Source organism: Actinosynnema sp. NPDC059335, from assembly GCF_042752395.1.
Classification (GTDB): domain Bacteria; phylum Actinomycetota; class Actinomycetes; order Mycobacteriales; family Pseudonocardiaceae; genus Actinosynnema.
On record NZ_JBHYXZ010000021.1, the window covers coordinates 41,476 to 58,831 of the forward strand.

General features: G+C 69.2%; 11 protein-coding genes. 10 read left to right on the forward strand and 1 reads right to left on the reverse strand.

Translation table 11 applies throughout. The features are described from left to right. The 8 genes from ACFXGA_RS09665 to ACFXGA_RS09700 form a co-directional block, all read left to right on the forward strand. A partial coding sequence (locus ACFXGA_RS09665) for a hypothetical protein (protein WP_378086031.1) occupies window positions 1–978 on the forward strand: 978 nt, incomplete at its 5' end. Window positions 979–1,142: 164 nt separating this feature from the next. After that, window positions 1,143–2,984 (forward strand): hypothetical protein, encoded by a 1,842-nt coding sequence (locus tag ACFXGA_RS09670; protein ID WP_378086033.1) that lies wholly within the window; start codon window positions 1,143–1,145, stop codon window positions 2,982–2,984. Window positions 2,985–2,990: 6 nt separating this feature from the next. Next, window positions 2,991–5,333, forward strand: coding sequence for a DUF6603 domain-containing protein (locus ACFXGA_RS09675; RefSeq protein ID WP_378086035.1), 2,343 nt, complete (start codon window positions 2,991–2,993; stop codon window positions 5,331–5,333). Window positions 5,334–5,363: 30 nt separating this feature from the next. Then, entirely contained in the window at window positions 5,364–6,026 is a 663-nt protein-coding gene (locus ACFXGA_RS09680) for a hypothetical protein (protein WP_378086037.1), read from the forward strand. Continuing rightward, window positions 6,026–8,434: a hypothetical protein gene (locus ACFXGA_RS09685; protein WP_378086039.1), complete on the forward strand. Its 2,409-nt coding sequence runs from the start codon at window positions 6,026–6,028 to the stop codon at window positions 8,432–8,434. Before ACFXGA_RS09680 ends, ACFXGA_RS09685 begins: the two co-directional genes overlap by 1 nt. Then, complete coding sequence (locus tag ACFXGA_RS09690) at window positions 8,431–11,826, forward strand: hypothetical protein (RefSeq protein WP_378086041.1); 3,396 nt, start codon at window positions 8,431–8,433, stop codon at window positions 11,824–11,826. The genes ACFXGA_RS09685 and ACFXGA_RS09690 overlap by 4 nt, the downstream gene beginning before the upstream one ends. A 176-nt stretch (window positions 11,827–12,002) precedes the next feature. Then, window positions 12,003–13,730, forward strand: a complete 1,728-nt coding sequence (locus ACFXGA_RS09695; protein ID WP_378086043.1) for a hypothetical protein — start codon at window positions 12,003–12,005, stop codon at window positions 13,728–13,730. A gap of 31 nt (window positions 13,731–13,761) precedes the next feature. Continuing rightward, window positions 13,762–14,607, forward strand: a complete 846-nt coding sequence (locus tag ACFXGA_RS09700) for a hypothetical protein (RefSeq protein ID WP_378086045.1) — start codon at window positions 13,762–13,764, stop codon at window positions 14,605–14,607. A 189-nt stretch (window positions 14,608–14,796) separates the two neighbouring features. On the opposite strand, the gene ACFXGA_RS09705 is transcribed toward ACFXGA_RS09700, so the two are convergent. Beyond that, a complete protein-coding gene (locus ACFXGA_RS09705; RefSeq protein ID WP_378086047.1) occupies window positions 14,797–14,958 on the reverse strand; it encodes a hypothetical protein in 162 nt (53 codons plus the stop codon). A 159-nt stretch (window positions 14,959–15,117) separates the two neighbouring features. On the opposite strand from ACFXGA_RS09705, the gene ACFXGA_RS09710 reads away from it, so the two are divergent. Then, window positions 15,118–15,870 (forward strand): GAF and ANTAR domain-containing protein, encoded by a 753-nt coding sequence (locus tag ACFXGA_RS09710; protein WP_378086049.1) that lies wholly within the window; start codon window positions 15,118–15,120, stop codon window positions 15,868–15,870. Between the two features lie 344 nt (window positions 15,871–16,214). Further along, window positions 16,215–17,231 carry an endo-1,4-beta-xylanase gene (locus ACFXGA_RS09715; RefSeq protein ID WP_378086051.1) on the forward strand — a complete coding sequence of 339 codons (1,017 nt, stop codon included), beginning with the start codon at window positions 16,215–16,217 and terminating at the stop codon, window positions 17,229–17,231. Window positions 17,232–17,356: the final 125 nt, after the last annotated feature.

Below are 17,356 nucleotides of genomic sequence, written 5' to 3' on the forward strand. Positions count from 1 at the left end.
AAAGGTGAGAAGTACCACGTCCTGTGCAGCACGAAGAATTCCGACGAGAAGATCTACCAGTACCTGAGCACACCGAATGACCGATCCGATACGAAGCCGGCGGGCGGCACCGGTGACGCCGAGTCCGAGGACGTTTCGGACCCGGGGCCGATGGGTGGCACCGGCGGAACCCACTCGGGTCTGACCATGGACACCAGTTGGAACCTCGGCTACATCTACGCCGGGCTCGCCTGCCTGGAGATCCAGAGCGATAACGACAAGGTCCGTGCCTTGATCTGGGACAAAAAGATCTACCGGGCGTTCTACTGGTCCGCCTCGAACAAATTCCTGTTCTGCGCCCGACCGGATTCCGCAACCGTCGACAAGGTCGGCGATCCGGTGAACGGTTCCCGGCTGACCTCCTTCCACAACTGGTACACGGTGTCCGGCGAGAACGGCAAGCCGTTCTTCGAGATCATGGTCGACCCGCAGGAGAGGACGCTGTTCGGTCTGCAGGAGAACGGCGAGGCGTCCTCACTCCTGTGGGGAGAGTTGCAACAGCCGCACGCCACGCGGGCCATCCCTGATGGAGGAGGAGGGGCCGGTGTCGACTTCGGACTGACGCGGTGGCTCGCCATGGCCAGTGCTGCCAATGCCTCCTACGTCCTCGGGACGCCGGAGGGCAGGAGCGGAGTCGTCAAGAGGTTCAACATCGACAAGGCCGTGCCCACCGCCGACATCTCCATTCCAGTGGAATGGAGGCCCCGCGGAAAACCGGTCGTCATCACTTCGGGCGGAAAGCAGTACTGCTGCATGACCGCTCAGGGGGAAAAGGGGGCGTGGGTATCGTCGTCGCGGACATCGGGGACTTCACCACGAACAAGGCGAAGATCATCAAGCTTCCGGATGCCTATACCGTCGCGCCGTTGGCCGCAAATCCGCAGAGTGGAACTCTGTATGCGATCTGCATGGAATCGTCCAGTGCGGGAAAGACCTTGATCCAGGCGGTGAGCGCCGACGCGTCCAAGCCGGAGGCGGCACCTGTTGTCGCCGCCACCTGGCATTCGTCCCATGATCTGTACTCCGGGGATCCGGAACACCTGTGGTGCTACTCCTGGTAATAAGAAGCAATTCACGTGCCAGCCCTGCGAGGGAGGACGGTCATGGCCGCGGTCCGAGACGATAATCAAGGTTTCAATCTGGCAACCTGTGAGAAGAACATCGCCGAATACAACATGTATCCCTCTTGCGATCACGTGCCGGGACTCGAGCACCATTGCGACAAGGTTCAATCCTCTAGGCACGAGTTCTGCATGACACATGGACAGCCCAACTGGCCGATCGAGAGCCAGTGGTGTGAGCTCCCCGATGGGACGACGAAATACTTCTACGACTCGCCCGACCCGGCCTTCGACTGTCAAAATGCCGGTGGACGTGCGCATACCTGCATGTGCTGTTGCTCCTGCATGGCGTACGGCACGATGATCGGCCTGCCGGAAGGGCGGGAGGAGAGAATCGAGGCCCTCGTCCGAGGGGAACGGGTGCTGACGGGCGCGCTCGGAGTAGACGGCAAGGTCTCTTGGAGTTCGTCTCAGGTCACGTTCAGCGACGGTGCGGGGGGAGGGGGGAGCCTCGCCGTCCACCTCTCCTTCGACCGGCAGGACGGATCGGTCGGCGAGTTGATCTGCTCTCCCGACCAGCCCATCGCGCTCGCCGGCGGCACGCTCGTGCAGGCGTCCCAGTTGCACGTGCGGGACCACGTCCTGGGCGGCGACGGAGGCTCGCTGCCGGTGCGGTCCGTGGCGATCGGCGAGTACTCGGGCGGCCTGCACCACATCGGCGCGGGTAAGCCGACCGATCCGACCGGCGCCCATCTCCTCCAGGCATCCGGGGTGGTGGTCGGCGACTACTACCTGCAACTCCGGCCCGAATTGCTCGCCGGCCGTTGGGCCGCCGAAACCGAAGCCCGTCCCCACGCCTGGGAGCCCGACTACGCGCAGACGCACGAGGTGGAGAAGCACACGACCTCACTCGTCTTCGGCACCGCGAATTGCGGCACGGGCAGCGAGATCGGCACCCTGTTCACCGTTTTCAGTGACACCAACGGCTATCTCGAGAACGACGTCGCGGCACTTCTCACGCCTGCCCAGGCGAACGACGTGCTCCTGAACGGCAAGCAGATGAGCTTCGGGAACCCCATTCCCAAGTACCTGGTCGAAACGGTGTTCAAGCACATGCAGGGTTTCCTGCCCGACGTGGACCTCCACCTGGACTGGAACCGGCCCGAGCCCAACGTCTACGCGTTCCGCCGGTTCGGCCGCCAGACGGTGGTGGTGACCGGAGGACTCGCCAGGGCGGGAGTACTGGACTTCGAAGGTCTGGTCATGGCCGTCGCCCACGGGGCCAACCGGCTGTCCGGGGTCGAGCCGCTCAACGACCAGGGCTTCACCGTGACCGGCAGGGCGGACTACGACGCGTTCCACGACACGAGCCGGATCTTCTGGTGGATCACCGAGTGGTCCCGCAGCACGGGCGCCGCGCAGAAGCAGTTCAACGACCTGTTCGACCTCATCAGCGAGCAGAACGCGCAGGGGAACCCGGACGCCGGGCACGACGAGCCGTCCATCGCCTGCCGCCGCAAGTGCATCGCCTACAGCTCCGTTCTCGGCTTTCCGGAGTGCGCCGGCGGCCCTCCTCTCCCGCGGATCGCGATCGAGGACGCCGCCGCGACCACCGACACCCTCACGCTGGTGGTCAACCTCTCTCCCAAGCCGGAGAGCGTGACGGCCACCGGCAACTACGACATCACCCCGGCGGTGACGGTGACCGAGGCCGCGCTCGCCCCCGACTCGTCGTTCCACATCCTGGTCAAGGCCGACTTCCAGCCGGACCAGGAGTACCGGGTGACCGTCCGCGGCCTCGTGTCGATCCTCGGCAGCGGCATGGACCCGGAACGGGACTCGATCGGTTTCACCGCCAAGGTTCCGGCCGGCGTGCGGGGGTGACGGATCGTGAGCGAGGCCGAGCAGAGCGATGACACCGAGGCCCAGGACAAGAAGGACGAGAAGGACGAGACCGGAGTCCTCGTCGAAAAGGTCAAGGCCGGTGATACGCCGGTCACCGAACTGACCGACTACCTGGACCTCGCCGACGTCAAGTCGTTCGACGTCAAGCTGACCGGTGTGGCCCTGGAGAAGGTGACGGACAGCCAGGGCAGGACCGGCTACCTGCTCCTCGGCGACGTCGGTCAGAAGGAGCAGGCAACGACCGGCCGGCTCCTGATCTGCTCCCTGTACCTGCCCGTGGAGGAGGGAAGCGACGCGAATCCGATCCTCTTCATCGCGGAACTCGACGCCTCGACACTCTTCAAAGAGATCCCGTTCGCCGATTTTCTCGGACTCGACGATCCCGGTCTGGTTCGACTCCAGGTCATTGCTCTCGCCCGGCACGCTTTGAAGACCGACAAGGAAGTGGATGGCTTCAACAAGGCCATCCAGGAGAAGCTGTCCGGGAAGACGAAGTCCGCGCCGCCCACGCTGATGAAGAAGGCGCCCGACAAGAAGTTGGGCGGCGCAGTATGGGAACCGGGGGTCTACCTCGCGCTCGGCACCTCGCTCGGGAAGGAGGACGTGCCGGGGCTGACCTTGCGGCTCAAGAAGCTCGCCAAGAGCGAGCCCACCACGGCCGCCGAGGAATCCCCGAAAGCCAACGCGCGCCGATGGCCGATCCGCGGGTATGGGCTGAAATACCTGCCTGAGATTCCGGCCGCCGACGGCGTCCCAGGGGCGCCGGCGCTCGTCCGGATGACGATCGACGCGGGATTTGCCTACGGGCCTTTGGGACTGGAGATCATCGGGTTCGGGCTGCAGGTCCCGTTCAAGACCAGCGACCTGGTGGACTTCGTCACCCTGACGGGGATCGGGGTGCGCGCGGACTTCGCGGGTTTCACCGTCGACGGTGCCGTGATGTGGGACCAGGATGCCCGACGCAGGGGGATCTGGAAGTTCGACGGGTTGCTCGCAGTCACGATTCCCGAGTTGCTCACCTTCGTCCTGGCGGGCTCGTACGCCCAGGTCTCCAACCCGGGAGAGCCGACTTACAATTCGCTCTTCGTGTTTATCAGCCTGTCCGACTTCGTGCTGCCGCTCGGTCCCGTCACCATCACCGGATTCATGCTCGGGGGCGGGTTCAACAGCCTGCTGCGGATGCCGAAGATCGACGACATCGAGAACTTCCCGTTCGTGTCCGGGCTCAAGTCGGGGCGGGTGCTCCCACCCAAGAACGGTGAGAAGGCGGACAAGCAGGAGAGCGCGGCGGAGGTGCTCAAGAAGCTCAGCAGCGCCGACGAATCGGGCTGGGTCAGCCCGTGCGACGGCCGGCACTGGGCGGCCGGCGGGTTGAAGCTCCAACTCTGCGAGGTCGTCAAGTGCGATGCGCTGCTCGTCGTGGAGTTCGGCCACGGCGTGGCGGTGGTGCTGCTGGGCGTCGTGAAGTTCGAACCGCTGCCGAAGCAGGACGACAAGCCCTCGAAGCTCGAGATCGTCAAGCTCGTCGTCCAGTTCGAGATCGGGTACGACTTCGACCGCCATCTGCTCCTGTGCGCCTTCGCCCTGACCCAGGACTGCTTCCTGCTGACCAAGGAGTGCAAGCTCAGCGGGGGCGGAGCGCTGTACGTCTACACCGGTGGACCCTCCGGCGGGCAGTGGGTGCTCGCGCTCGGCGGCTACAACCCCGGCTTCAAGGTGCCCAAGTCCTACCCGAAGGTCCCCCGGATCGCCCTGGAGGCGAGCCTGTGCGACTCCGTGCTGATCAGGGGTGAGTTCTACTTCGCCAAGACCACCGACGGGATCATGGCCGGCATGGCCTGCTCGATCAGCGAGGACGGCGGTTGGTGGCGCTGGTGGTGCAGCCTGCACTGGGACCTGTGGGCGGAGTGGCACTCCTTCTCCCTCCGGTTCGACGTGGGAGTCAGCCTCGGGATCTCGGCCAGCATCAACCTCGGCCTCTTCCGGGTCCCGGTGTCCATCGAGATCGGTGTCGACATCAGCCTCTGGTGGCTGCCCGAGCACGGCGGGCACTGCGAGGCGCACCTGTGGGGTCTGTCCATCGGCGGCGGTTGGGGTGTGTCCTGGCCGGAGACCAAAGAGCGACCGAAGGTGCCGTGGACCAAGTTCACCCGCCAGCTGCCCAAGGCGGTGAAGGTGGTCCGCAAGAAGGGCGTCGAGCGCGGTGAGCCGAAGGACGAGACGACGCATCTGTCCGCCGTCGTCGCGGCCGGCGAAGCGCCCGGCGGCGGGAAGCCCGGTGACGGCGGAACGGCCACCGTGCCGGACCAGCCGTGGGTGTTCTCTTAGGCCGGTTTCGAGTTCACCACCGACACCGCCATGCCGGTGACCCACCTGAAGATCAACGGCGTCGAGGTGCCGGACACCGGGATCCCGAACAGCGGCTCCGTCAACCTGCGCCCGATGGGCGAGGAGGGCGCCGGCGCCACCTCCCACCACTGCCTCACGATCGACAAGCTCCGGGACGGGACCACCGACCAGTGGGAGCCGTACGACGTCCTCAAGAACGACTGGGCCGTGGCGCCGGTCCGCACCAGCGTGCCGCGCTCGCTGTTCGGCCCCAGCGGCGAGACGTCGAACGACGCCGCGAACAACACCGACGAGGGCCTGGTCCACGATCAGCCGACCGGCCTGAAGGTCACGGTTCCCGGCCCCGAGGCGGACGGGGACCCCGTCGCCGTCTTCGCCGACAAGCTGGCGATCGAGGATCTGCACCTGACGGGCAATCCGGAGAACAAGGTGCTGCCCGTCGTCAACACCGCTCCTTCCGGACCCAAGGCCCACCGCGGTGGCACGACCGTCCGCGACGACGTGGCCAAGGACCTGCTCGCCTCGTCCGCCCGCCGCGGCGCCGTCACGGCGGTCCTCACCGCCGCCGGTCTCCCGTTCGACGACCTGGACGACGACCTGGGCCCGCTGGCCGCCGCGATCCGGGACCTCTACACCGACCCGCCCCTGCTCGTAGACGCCCGAGGACACTGATGCTGAGGTTCACCGAAGTCGCCCGGCCCTGGAAGGTGACGCTCTACGACGGCTACTACCCGGCCGCCGTCGCGGGCACCTACCGGGTCCGGGTGGAGCAGCACGTCTACAACGCCGACGGCACCGAGCACACCCCCGCGCTGGAGGGCGTCACCCGCGCGTTCGACGTGCGGAGCATCCAGGTCGACATCCCGGAAGGCACCGTGCACAGCAGGGTGCCGGCGGACGGCAGCACCGGCTTCTTCGACCTGGTCCTCCCCCACATCTCGCTGAACCGCACCTCGCTGCCGTGGGAGCGCGAGCTGTCCCGGACCGAGACGCCCTCGAAGCGGAAACGGGACACCCAACGGGTGCCCTGGGTGGCGCTGTTGGTCTTCGCCGAGAAGGAGCTGCCGGGCGATCCCGGGGCCCGGGGCCTCACCGAGCAGCGGACGGCGGCCGCGTTCGTCAACCCGGCCGCCACCGACGTGCACTGGCCGAAGTTCACCATCGACGTCCCGGGGGCGACGGTCTGCCGGACCATCGACGTGCCGGCCGCGCTCTTCCGGGACGTCGTTCCGCGCTTCGACGAGCTGCGCCACCTCGCCCACTGCCGGAAGGTCGACGCGCGCAAGACCCGCAACCTGTACTACATCGACGGCGAGGACCTCGAGGTCGGCCAGTTCGCCGTGGTCACGGCCAACCGCCTGCCGGTGCGCAACGCCCGCTACGTGGTCCACCTCGTCTCGCTGGAGGGCTGCGAGGACTACGTCCGCCATCCCGACCAGCTCACCAAGCCGGTCCGCCTGCTGTCCCTGCACTCCTGGAGCTTCGAGAACTACAACGGGACGGGCCTGGAGTTCGAGCCGACCGTCACAGGGCTGGCCGTGCCGGGGCTCACCGACCCGTCGGCGCTGCTGCTACGCCTCCCGTCCACCGGGATCACCGCCCTCCCGGGTACGGACGAGGCCGCGCGCGCCCACGTCTCCTCACGGCTGGAGGCCGGCTACGTGCCGCTGACCTACCAGGTGCCCACCGGCGAGCGGATCCCCGGCTGGTACCGCGGGCCCCTCACCCCCGTCGTCCCGACCGCACCCGAGCGGGACGCGAAGGGCTTCCTCAGCGCCGAGGAGTGCCTGGTGTACCTGGAGTCCGAGGGCGTCTTCGACATCAGCTACGCGGCGGCGTGGACCATCGGCAAGGCGCTGGTGCTGGCCAACGCGGACCTGTCCAAGCCGCTCCTCGAAGCGCGCACCCGCGGCTGGGAGACCGTCCGCCTGGCGGGCGCCTACCTGCGGTCCAACCCCGAGGCGGACCTGGCGGAGCTGCGCGCCCACCTCGACCACCCGGGTGGGCTGGCGAGGTTCGCCCGGATGCTGGAGCGCGGTCTCGGCGACCGGCTGGGAGAGGCCATGGCCGCCCCGCCGCTGCGCCGGCCCGCGGCCGGCCCCGACTCGCGGGACTCCACCCCGGTGCGGCCGGCCGAGGCCATGCGCGACCCGTCGCCGGACGTGCTGGCGCTGGCCGGCGAACAGATGGTCCGTCACCTCGCCACCGGCAATCCCGGCATCGCCGCCCGGGACCACGCCCTGCTCCACCCCGCCCCCCTCCCGGACGCGGACCCGGTCGTCCCGCCGGGAGCGACCGGTCTGGACGCGCTCACCCTGCTGTGCGCGGTGCCCTTCCACTACCTCGTGCCGGACTGGCGCATGCTGCTGCCCGCCAACGGTTCGACTCCGGCCGGCACACCGGCCGGAGTCACCGCGAAGGGCCTCGCGTACGAGGGCATGCGGCTGTTCCACCTGGACCCGGCATGGCTGAACGCCCTGGTCGACGGCGCCCTCAGCGTCGGTGTCAGCACCACCCTCGACGCGAAGCTCGCCGCGAAGCAGCGCGAGGACCTCACCGCGCCGGGTGTGACGGTCACCGGCCTGCTGATGCGCTCCCGGCTTCCGACGGCCTACCCCGGGCTGGTGATCGAAGCCCATGCGGGCCCGGACAAGGAGCAACTCACCGTCCTGCGGCGCGATCTGACCAACGACGTGCTGATGCTGCTGTTCGCCGGCATCCCCGACACGATCGTGATCCGGGAACCGGGCCACGGCATTCACATGGGGATCGACGCCGACGGCCAGACCGGCCGGAAGATCCCGCTGCGCGCCCTGACCGGCGACATCGGCGAGGAACTGGGGACCGAGTTCGACTTCACCGGGGTCCTGGAGTGCCTGCGGCCCCGGCCGGCCGGCGTCCAGCCCGACGTCCTCGACCTCAAGGGCACCGCGACCTCACTGCTCGGCCGGCTCTCGGACGCCCTGCGCGCGGCGAAGCAGTCGGTGCAGGGCGACCTCGCGCCGTCGCAGTTCGCGCTGCAACTGACCCGCGCGCCCCAACAACTCACCCTCCGTCGCACCGAAGGCCACCACCAGTGACATCCACCCACCCGCTGCTGGTCCCGATCACCGTCGACGCCCTCGCGGTGACCACCGCGCTGCGCACCAGCGGGACCTGGAACCGCTGGCAGGCCGACTTCGACCGGTTGAAGCGGCACCAGGACCCCGAAACCATCGACGATCAGCAGAGTTTCGGCAGCAAGGACTACACCGACTACAACGGCGTCTACCTGATGTGGCAGCTGCCTCAGGCGCTGCGGTCCGGTCCGCAGGACCCGAAGACCGGCCGGGCGCTGCTGCCGAAGATCCCCAACCGGTGGCTCGTGCTGCGTCACCCCGGGGCCGGCGGCCCCGAGGAGGCGACTGCGGCCTGGGTGGTCGAGAGCGACTACACGGGCGAGGACGGCACCAGCAGCTTCATCATCGGCCAGGACGCGACCCTGATCGGCCGCTCCCACCCGTTGCAGGCCACGGGCGAGGGCTGGCAGGAGGAGCGGGCCGCCGACCCGCTCTTCCTGGACGCGTTCGGGCCCGGGCTGGCCGGGTTCACCCTGTACCAGCGGTACAACGAGAACGTCCTCTCCCTGCACGACCCGATGACCGACCTGCCCGCCGGGCGGTACAGCTACCTCGTCGTCGGCTGGTACTCCAACCCGGACGGGGACCCGCTGTCCGGCAAGGCGCCGGTCGAGCAGGCGCTGGCCGCTCTCAAGTGGCGGACGGAGAAGCCCTTGTCCGGCGCAGCCGTCCTCGGTTCGCGGTACGTCGGAACGGCGCTGGCGGTCGCGTGGGACGACCCGGACCACTGCGTGAGCTCGGCGCCCGACTACAACGGCGTCAAGGTGGCCTTCGGGCAGAGCTGGGCGGACGCGCAGGCGGCCCTGACCGAGCCCGAGGTCAGTGGTCTCGACGCCGAGGAACACCTGGCCCTGACGGCGTTCCACCACGACACACTGCCGGATCTCGGCAAGCCCGACGCCGAGCGCCTCACGGCGCTGGAGCGCCACCAGCGGACGTTCGCCCGGGCGGCCGGCGGCGGCTCCTGGCAGTGGCAGCCGTCGTCCGACGACAAGACCGGACACAGCGAGCCCGATCTGAGCGCCCACAACGCCGCCCAGGCCGAACTCGACGCGGCACAACGGCAGTTGGAGGACGCCCAGCACGCCCTCTTCGACCTCGACTGGCTGCGCAAGTCGCACCAGATCACCGCCGAGGAGTACCAAACCGCCCACTCTCCGCGCGCCGCCGAACGCGACCAGGCCCGCGCGCGCGTGGACCTCGCCCGCAAGGCCCTCCCTCCCGCGCCCGCGGAGGCCGTGTCCACGCCCGACGACCCGTTCTACGAGCCGATGGACCCCGTGGTCCTGCTCTCCGGCACGAAGATCACCGAGCCCCTGGTGCCCGAAGCGCCGCTGTGCCGCACCTACGACCGGACGGTGACCGGGATCGCGGGCCACACCCTGTCCGGGACGGTGGACTCGCTGCCCGGGTACGCCTGCCTGGCCGCCGTGTGCGGCGACGACACCGCCCTCGCGGCGAACCTGTTCACCGAGTTCGCCGTCCTCGACGCCGCCGCCCGCACGCCGAAGCAGGGCGAGGAGTACTCGGACCTCCAGTGGGCCCTGGACCAGTGGGCGAAGGGCAGGCACGAGCTGATCACCGGCATCCCCGCCGACTTCACCCGGCCCTGGCCCGGCCAACCCTGGCTGCCCCGCTACCTCCTGTGGACGCTGGCCTGCCACCCGATCGCCTACCAGGACACGTCCGGCCAGTCGCCGCACTGGTCGCTGCACGGCAACGAACTGCGCTGGAACGGCGAGGGCGAGGTCGGGGAAAGCCGGCCGACCGTGTCCGGCTTCAGCCTGATCACCCCGCTCCCGCAGTTCGCCTCCGAGCGCCGGGCCCGCCACTGGGCGGCCAACACGCCGCCGGACGAGGCCGAGCAGTGGCGCCGCTTCGCCGACCAGAAGACGAAGGAGGACGCCCTGTGCCAGGCGCTCACCGGCGTCAACGCCTGGTTCCAGCAGCGCAGTCACACCCACTACCTGGCCGACGAGAACGAGCCCTACCGGGGCACCACCGTCCCCGACTCGACGATCGCGCACTTCTTCCCGGTCCGGTCGGGACAGGCCGACCTCCAGACCCTGTCCGTGGTCGACGCGTTCGGCCAGACCGTGGAACTGATCAATCCCGGCATACAACGCAGCACCCCGGTATACCGCTCGCCCTCCACCCGCCCTCACCCGAACTGCCGGATCCTGGACGACATCCAGGAGCAGTACGTTTTGCAGTTCCCACCGCGGATCCTGCACCGCGCGAGGCTGCGGTTCGACCCGGTCGACGCCCGGACCGACGCGCCGGTGCCGCCGATCGGCCCACCCGGGGGCAATCCCGTGTGCGGGTGGCTGCTGCCCAACCACCTCGACCGGACCCTGGTCGTGTTCGGGCCGGACGGCACCGCCTTCGGCCAGATCCAAATCAACCGCAACAGCGGCGGCACGGAGCGGCTGGCCTGGCGGGCCCTGCCACCGCGGCAGCCCACCGAGAGCCTCGCCACGGCCGCCACCGCCCTGCCCGGCCCGCTCGGCGCGCTGCTGACGGCCTTCCTCCAGCAGGACGCCACGGCGTTGCCCGGCCTGATGGCGCTGATCGACGAGGCCCTGCACACCCAGGACCGCTACTCCCACGAGCACGACAACCAGGCGGTGCTGATGGGCCGTCCGCTGGCCGTGGTCCGCGCCGCCCTGCGGCTCGAACTGGACGGTGCCTGCCCGGCCGGCGCCAAGGGAGCGGTCGATCCACCCGCCACACCACCGCTGACCACCTACCGCTGGCAGGTCAGGCTCGGACTGCCCGAGCTGGCCAAGGACGGCCTGGTCGGCTACTTCGGCCCCGACCTCGACGAGGACGCCACCCGGTACGACCGATTGTGGACCTCGCACTTCGGCAAGACCGCCGGATACCTTCGCCACCTGGGCGCCGGCGAGCAGGATCCGGGACTGCTGCTGACCGCCGGCTCCGCCCAGGCGGCGAAGCCCGAGCACGGCTGCCACGTCACCCTGCTGCTCGACCCCTGGCGCAGTGCCGCCGCGCTCTCCGACCTCCTTCCCGCAGCGGACCTGACGCTGGATCAGGCCGTGGTGCGGCCTGCCCTGACCCGGATGCGGGTGCCGTTCCCGCTCGGCCCGCTGCTCGCCCCGGACGGCCCCCCGGTCGAGGCCGGCTCCCTGCGGACCGTGGTGATGCCGCGCCCCGTCGCCTGGACGGGCGAATGGGAGTGGGTCGGGCCGCCGGCACCGCGGTCCGCCGACCAGGGGTGGGACCGCCGCGGCATCACCCCCTCCACCGTCACCGCCGATCCCCAGACGGAGCGCCCGCCCGCCCGCTCCGGATTCCTCCGCAACATCCGCGGCTTCCTCCCGGATTCCTGAGCCCGCGCCGCCCCTGGAGAACCGTCATGACCGCAAGCCCATTCCTTCCCATCAGCCCGGAGACCAAGCCGCAGCCCCTCCAGATCAGCACGATCGGCGACACCACCGTCGCCACCATCACCTTCCAGCTGAACCTCGACCAGTCCGTGCCGCCCTCCCACGACAAGATCGACCTCGTGCTGTCCGTCCCCGTCGGCACCACGGACACCGATCTGACCGAGGACTTCGACCGCCTGAAACCGGCCACCCACGGACCGACCGGTTGGCACACCAACAAGGACAAGCTGCGCCACGAGATCCGGCTCACCGGCGGCACGCTGGCGAAGGCCGACGGCCTGGCCGTCACCATCAGCGACGTGGCGGTCAACAAGGTGCCCGGGAACTCCGGCATCAGGCTCGGCTACGAGAAGGGCGGGAAGCGGACCGACTGCCTCACCATTCCGCTGCCCAAGTTCCCCAAGGAATTCTACCTGCGGAACTTCCGACCCAAGTACCTCCAGGTCGGCGCCGGGACACCGGCCTTCCTCCAGTGGGAGGTGAACATGTCCCCCCAACTGGACCTCCAGTGGGCCGGCGCCTCGACCCCTCACGGCACCACGCGGCTCACCGCGAAGAACGCCAAGTCCTGGACGTCCGCGCCGCTCCACGACACGACGACGTTCGTGCTCACCGCCACCTACCGCGACTCGACCTCGCACGAGCCACTGGTCTTCAACACCGCCTGCACCGTCTACGTCACCCGCCCCGACCTGGAGATCGGCGGGCTCGACGTCAACGGGCCGGTCTCCGCCTACCGCCGACCGCGACTGCTCTTCGACGACGTCGAACTCCTCACCGAGAACGGCAAGCAGATCGCGCACGGCACCATCGACGACACCTCCAACATCCGCACGTCGTTCGACGACCTCTTCGGCGACACCGGTGTCGAACACGCCACGGCGACCGACGGGCTCCTCCTGGTACAGGTCAGCGGCGCGAACCTGTCCCTCGACGTGCTGTCACCACTGCCGCGGGTGGCCGGCGCCGCGGTCGACACCTCCGTGAAGCCGCGCTTCAAGACGTGGAAGGTGGCCGACGGCCACGCGCTCACCGTGCCGATCGCGGCGAACAGCCGGCTCACCGTCCGGGCACCGGAAAACCTGGATCCGAAGAAGAAGGGCCGCCTCACCGTGCACTGGTTCGCCCAGGGCACCACGGACTCGCTCCAGAAACACCAACCACTCGCCGTACCGGTGCCCGCCGGGCGCCGTACCGCCGACAAGGCCGAGGTCTGGTGCGTCTACTACCTGGAGTGGCCCAACGTCTGGCGCCTCTACCTCGACAAGGACGGCGCGTGGCAGCCGAACTGGACCGACGACACGGGCGTCGCCCACAGCTCCGACCTCTCGCCGACGCCGTTCGACCAGCTCTGGCCCCAGCTTCCCGTCATGGTGAACAACCGCACGCCGATCGCCGGGTTCGCGACCGAGAAGACCCAGTCCGCCGACAATTGGTCCGCCTATTTCCTCTTCGGTGACGGCACATACCTGACCTACGCGGAGCAGTCCAACAAGGGCACCGTCACCTCCGGCAAGACCACCGAACTGCTGCCCTGGAACATCGGCGCCACAGCCGTGCCCGTCACCGCCGTGACCAACGTCTACGGCAGCGCGGGCGGCGCCGACCACGTCCTGGTGTTCAGCGGAAAAGACTACCGATCCTGCAGGATCGGCGAAAAGGACCATTCCGAGAAAAGCGCGGTCTCCGCCGCCGCGCCGCCAATCGACGCCGCCTTCTGCGGACCGGACGGGAATGTTCGCCTGATCGGCTCGCGGAAGTACCTCACGTGCACACCGCATGCCGAGAACGATGCCATCACCATCACCGAAGGCTCATCGGGCGACCTTCCGCTGGGCAAGAAGTAGAGAACCCGACAATCCGACCCGAGGAGAGAGGATGACAAACGGTACATACTCGATCGAAGAGTGCCGAAAAGCCGTGCAGGAGACGGGTTTCCACCTGCCACTCTGCGTGGACCTCGATGGCGCTCCGACCGATTACTGCGCAAAGGCGGTACCACAAGAGGCCCAGGAGTTCTGCGTCAAGCGCGGAACGCCGAACTGGCCCCTCGAAATGTCCTACTGCCGCCTCCCCGACGGAACCATCAAGATGTCGGACCCGCACTCGAAGGATCCCGCAGGTGACTGCGCGGCGGCAGGCGGGTCGATGGCCTCGTGCCTGTGCTGCTGCGCCGACATGTACGGCGCGGTGATCGCGTTGTCCGAGGGACAGGAGGAACTCGTCTCGGAGGTCGGCAAGGGCCGGCAGGTGCTGGCAGGCGCATTCGGGCCAGGTGGGGACGTCGTCTGGGACCAGGCGGCGGTCACCTTCAGCGACGGTTCCCGCGACCAGCAGGGCGAGCGCGCCGTCCGGATCAACCTCGGCCCCGGGGCGACGCCGTCGGGCACACTCGTCTGCTCGCCCGACCAGCCGATCCTGCTCCACGACGGCACGCTGGTCTCCGCGTCCCGGCTGCACCGACGGGACACGGTCATGGGCGCCGACGGCAACGCCGTGCCCGTGCACTCGGTCGAAACCATCGAGATCGTGGGCGGTCTGCACCACCTGGGTGTGGGCCGCCCGGACGACGGCGCCCATCTGCTACGGGTCGCGAACATGGTGATCGGGGACTACTACCTGCAGTTGCGACCGGATCTCCTGGCCGATCGCTGGGCGGCCGACGCGCAGGAACGCCCACACGTGTGGGAGCCCGGGTATGCCCGGACGGACGCGAAGTCCTGAGAGGGCGTTCGAGAGGGAATCCCCAACTGTCCAGCTCTGGTTGCTGCGGCACGGACTCGTGCCATGATGTCGTGGAGGTCGGGTCCGTGTCCGCGATAGTGAACCTTTCATCGTGACGTCGTAGATCCCGGCACAGGCCGAGCGGCGGGAACGTCACACGCAGGTGCGCCAACCGGCCGACCGGATCCGTCACCAGGGCGACACCGCCCGCATGCCGTCGATGCCCCTCACCGACCCCGCCGGGAAACGGGCCGTGATCGCCCGGTTCAACACCACGGGGTGCTGCCGCCCCGCGCCGAGGGTGCCGTTGTAGCCGGCATTGCGGGGACCCGCCGCCACCTCCGCGCGCATCGGGATCTTCCATCCCCGGACACCCCGACCGGCGGGAGGCGCTGCCGTCCCCATGCGTTAGGTTGTCCGACTGGAGGTGTTCAGCAGGCAGCATCCCGATTCCCAGCCCCGCCCGGTCTCGCGGCCGTCGCGGGGCACGGCCCGTCGAGGGGTGCACCGATGACACGTGACCAGGACGTCCCCGTCCGCGCACTGGCGTCCGAATTGGCCCGGATGGGCAGGTTGATCGAGGACGAGGAGCACGAAGCCGTCGGTCGCCGGTTCACCGAACACCTGGTCCGCACCGTCCCGGGCTGCGACCTGGCCTTCCTCGCGGTCGACCGCCGGGGTGAAGTCGACGTCGTCGCGTCCACCGGTCACCCGCCGCCCGACCTCTCCGCGGACGAGGGCGATCCGGTCCGCGAGGTGCTGCGCTACCGCGAACCGCGCCGCCTGGGCGACACCGGGCAGGACCACCGCTGGCCGCTGTTCGCCTCGCGCCTCGCCGTGCACGGCCACCGCAGCTGCCTCGTGCTGCCCCTGCCCACCGAGCACTCCCCCACCGCCACGGCTGTGCTGCTGTCGAAGGAATCCCACCGGTTCAACGACCACTCCTACGACATCATCCTCATGATCGCCCTGCACGCAGGCGTCGCCCTGGACAACATCGAGGTGCTGCACCACAGCAAGCAGCTGGTGCGGCACCTGACCACGGCGCTCGACACCCGCCACACCATCGGCCTGGCCCAGGGCCTGCTGATGCGCCACTTCGCCCACGACACCGACCAGAGCTTCACGCTGCTGCGGCAGGCGTCCCAACACACCAACCGCAAGCTGCGCGACATCGCCCAAGACCTCGTCGCCGCACACGAACGCGGCGACTTCGACGAAGCACTGACCCGGAACCGCATCACCGCCGTCGCACTGCCCTGACGGAGCGCAGCAGGGTCGCCAACGGGGCGGCATTGGCGACCGCGGCGTCGATCCGCGGCTCGTCCCGGCCGACGGGGAAGCCCGCGGTGCGGGCGGCGAGCGCCGGGAAGGGGCGCTGCGGAACACCGATGCCGGCCGCCTCCGCACCCCCGCCACGCCCGGAGGCGAGGTCGGTCGCGCCGAGGTGGCGCCGACCGTGTGGCCCGAACGTCCCTCCCGTCTTTGCCCGAACAGCACCTGCCGCCTCCGAAACAAATCTGCGAAGCTGTCGAAAGTTTCCGCCCCGCAGTGCTGTCCCGCAGTGCTGTCCCGCCGCTTGGTCGACGAGGATCGAGGAGGAACGCGTGAAGAAGTCGATCGGGGCCGTGGCGCCCCTGGCAACCGCCCTGCTGGTGACCGCCTTGCTCACGGCGCCACAGGCACACGCCGCCGCGTACACGCTCAAGGACGCGGCGGCGGCCACCGGCCGGGTCTTCGGCGCGGTGGTCCCGGCCGGCCTGCTCGACGTCGCGGACTACACCAAGGCGCTGGACCAGGAGTTCGGTCAGGTCACGCCCGAGAACGAGATGAAGTGGAACGTCGTCGAGCGGGTCCGGGGCAAGTTCGACTTCGCCGCCGCCGACCGCCTGGTCGACTACGCCGAGAGCCGGGGCATGGCGGTGCGCGGCAGCGTGCTGGCGTGGCACAGCCAGCTGCCCGGCTGGGTGATCAACATCAGCTCGGGCGCCGAACTGCTGACCGCGTTGCGTGAGCACATCGCCGGCGTCGCGGGCCACTTCCGCGGTCGGGTCGACTACTGGAACGTGGTCAACGAGGCGTTCGGCGACAGCGGGGCCCGGCGCAACTCGGTGTTCCAGGAGCGCATCGGCGACCGCTGGGTCGAGGAGGCGTTCCTCGCGGCCGAAGCCGCCGACCCCACCGCGAAGCTCTGCTACAACGACTACTACACCGACGGGTTCGGCCCGAAGTCCGACGCCGTGTACGGGCTGGTGCGGGACTTCATCGCGCGCGGCGTGCCGATCGACTGCGTCGGCTTCCAAGGGTACTTCACCAGCGATCACCGGGTGCCCGCGGACATGGCCGAGAACCTCCGGCGTTTCGCCGACCTCGGGGTGGACGTGCACCTGACCGAGCTGAACGTGACCGGTTCCGGCGAGACGCAGGCCAAGGAGTACGCCGTGGCCGTCAGCGCGTGCCTGGCGGTGCCGCGCTGCACCGTGATCACCGTGGGCGGCGTAACGGACAAGTACTACTGGAACGCCGCCAAGACGCCCCTGCTGATCGACGCCGACTACGGCCGCAAGCCGGCGTACTTCTCGGTGCTCGACGCGCTGAACGAGGCGGCCACGGGCCGGCGGTAGGCAAGGGCGGTCGTCACGTGGTGGCCGGGGGGGGCGGGGGGGCGCCGGGGCCGCCCGCGGGCGGGGCCGCCCGCCCCCGGGGGCGGGCGGGCCACCCCCGCCGCGCGGGGGGGGGGGGGCGGCCC

What these genes read in the sequence shown, in the direction of transcription:
- ACFXGA_RS09670 (WP_378086033.1), top strand. Translation starts at nt 1,143, where the DNA reads ATGGCCGCGGTCCGAGACGATAATCAAGGTTTCAATCTGGCAACCTGT.
- ACFXGA_RS09680 (WP_378086037.1), top strand. Translation starts at nt 5,364, where the DNA reads ATGCCGGTGACCCACCTGAAGATCAACGGCGTCGAGGTGCCGGACACC.
- ACFXGA_RS09685 (WP_378086039.1), top strand. Translation starts at nt 6,026, where the DNA reads ATGCTGAGGTTCACCGAAGTCGCCCGGCCCTGGAAGGTGACGCTCTAC.
- ACFXGA_RS09700 (WP_378086045.1), top strand. Translation starts at nt 13,762, where the DNA reads ATGACAAACGGTACATACTCGATCGAAGAGTGCCGAAAAGCCGTGCAG.
- ACFXGA_RS09705 (WP_378086047.1), bottom strand. Translation starts at nt 14,958, where the DNA reads ATGCGCGCGGAGGTGGCGGCGGGTCCCCGCAATGCCGGCTACAACGGC.
- ACFXGA_RS09710 (WP_378086049.1), top strand. Translation starts at nt 15,118, where the DNA reads ATGACACGTGACCAGGACGTCCCCGTCCGCGCACTGGCGTCCGAATTG.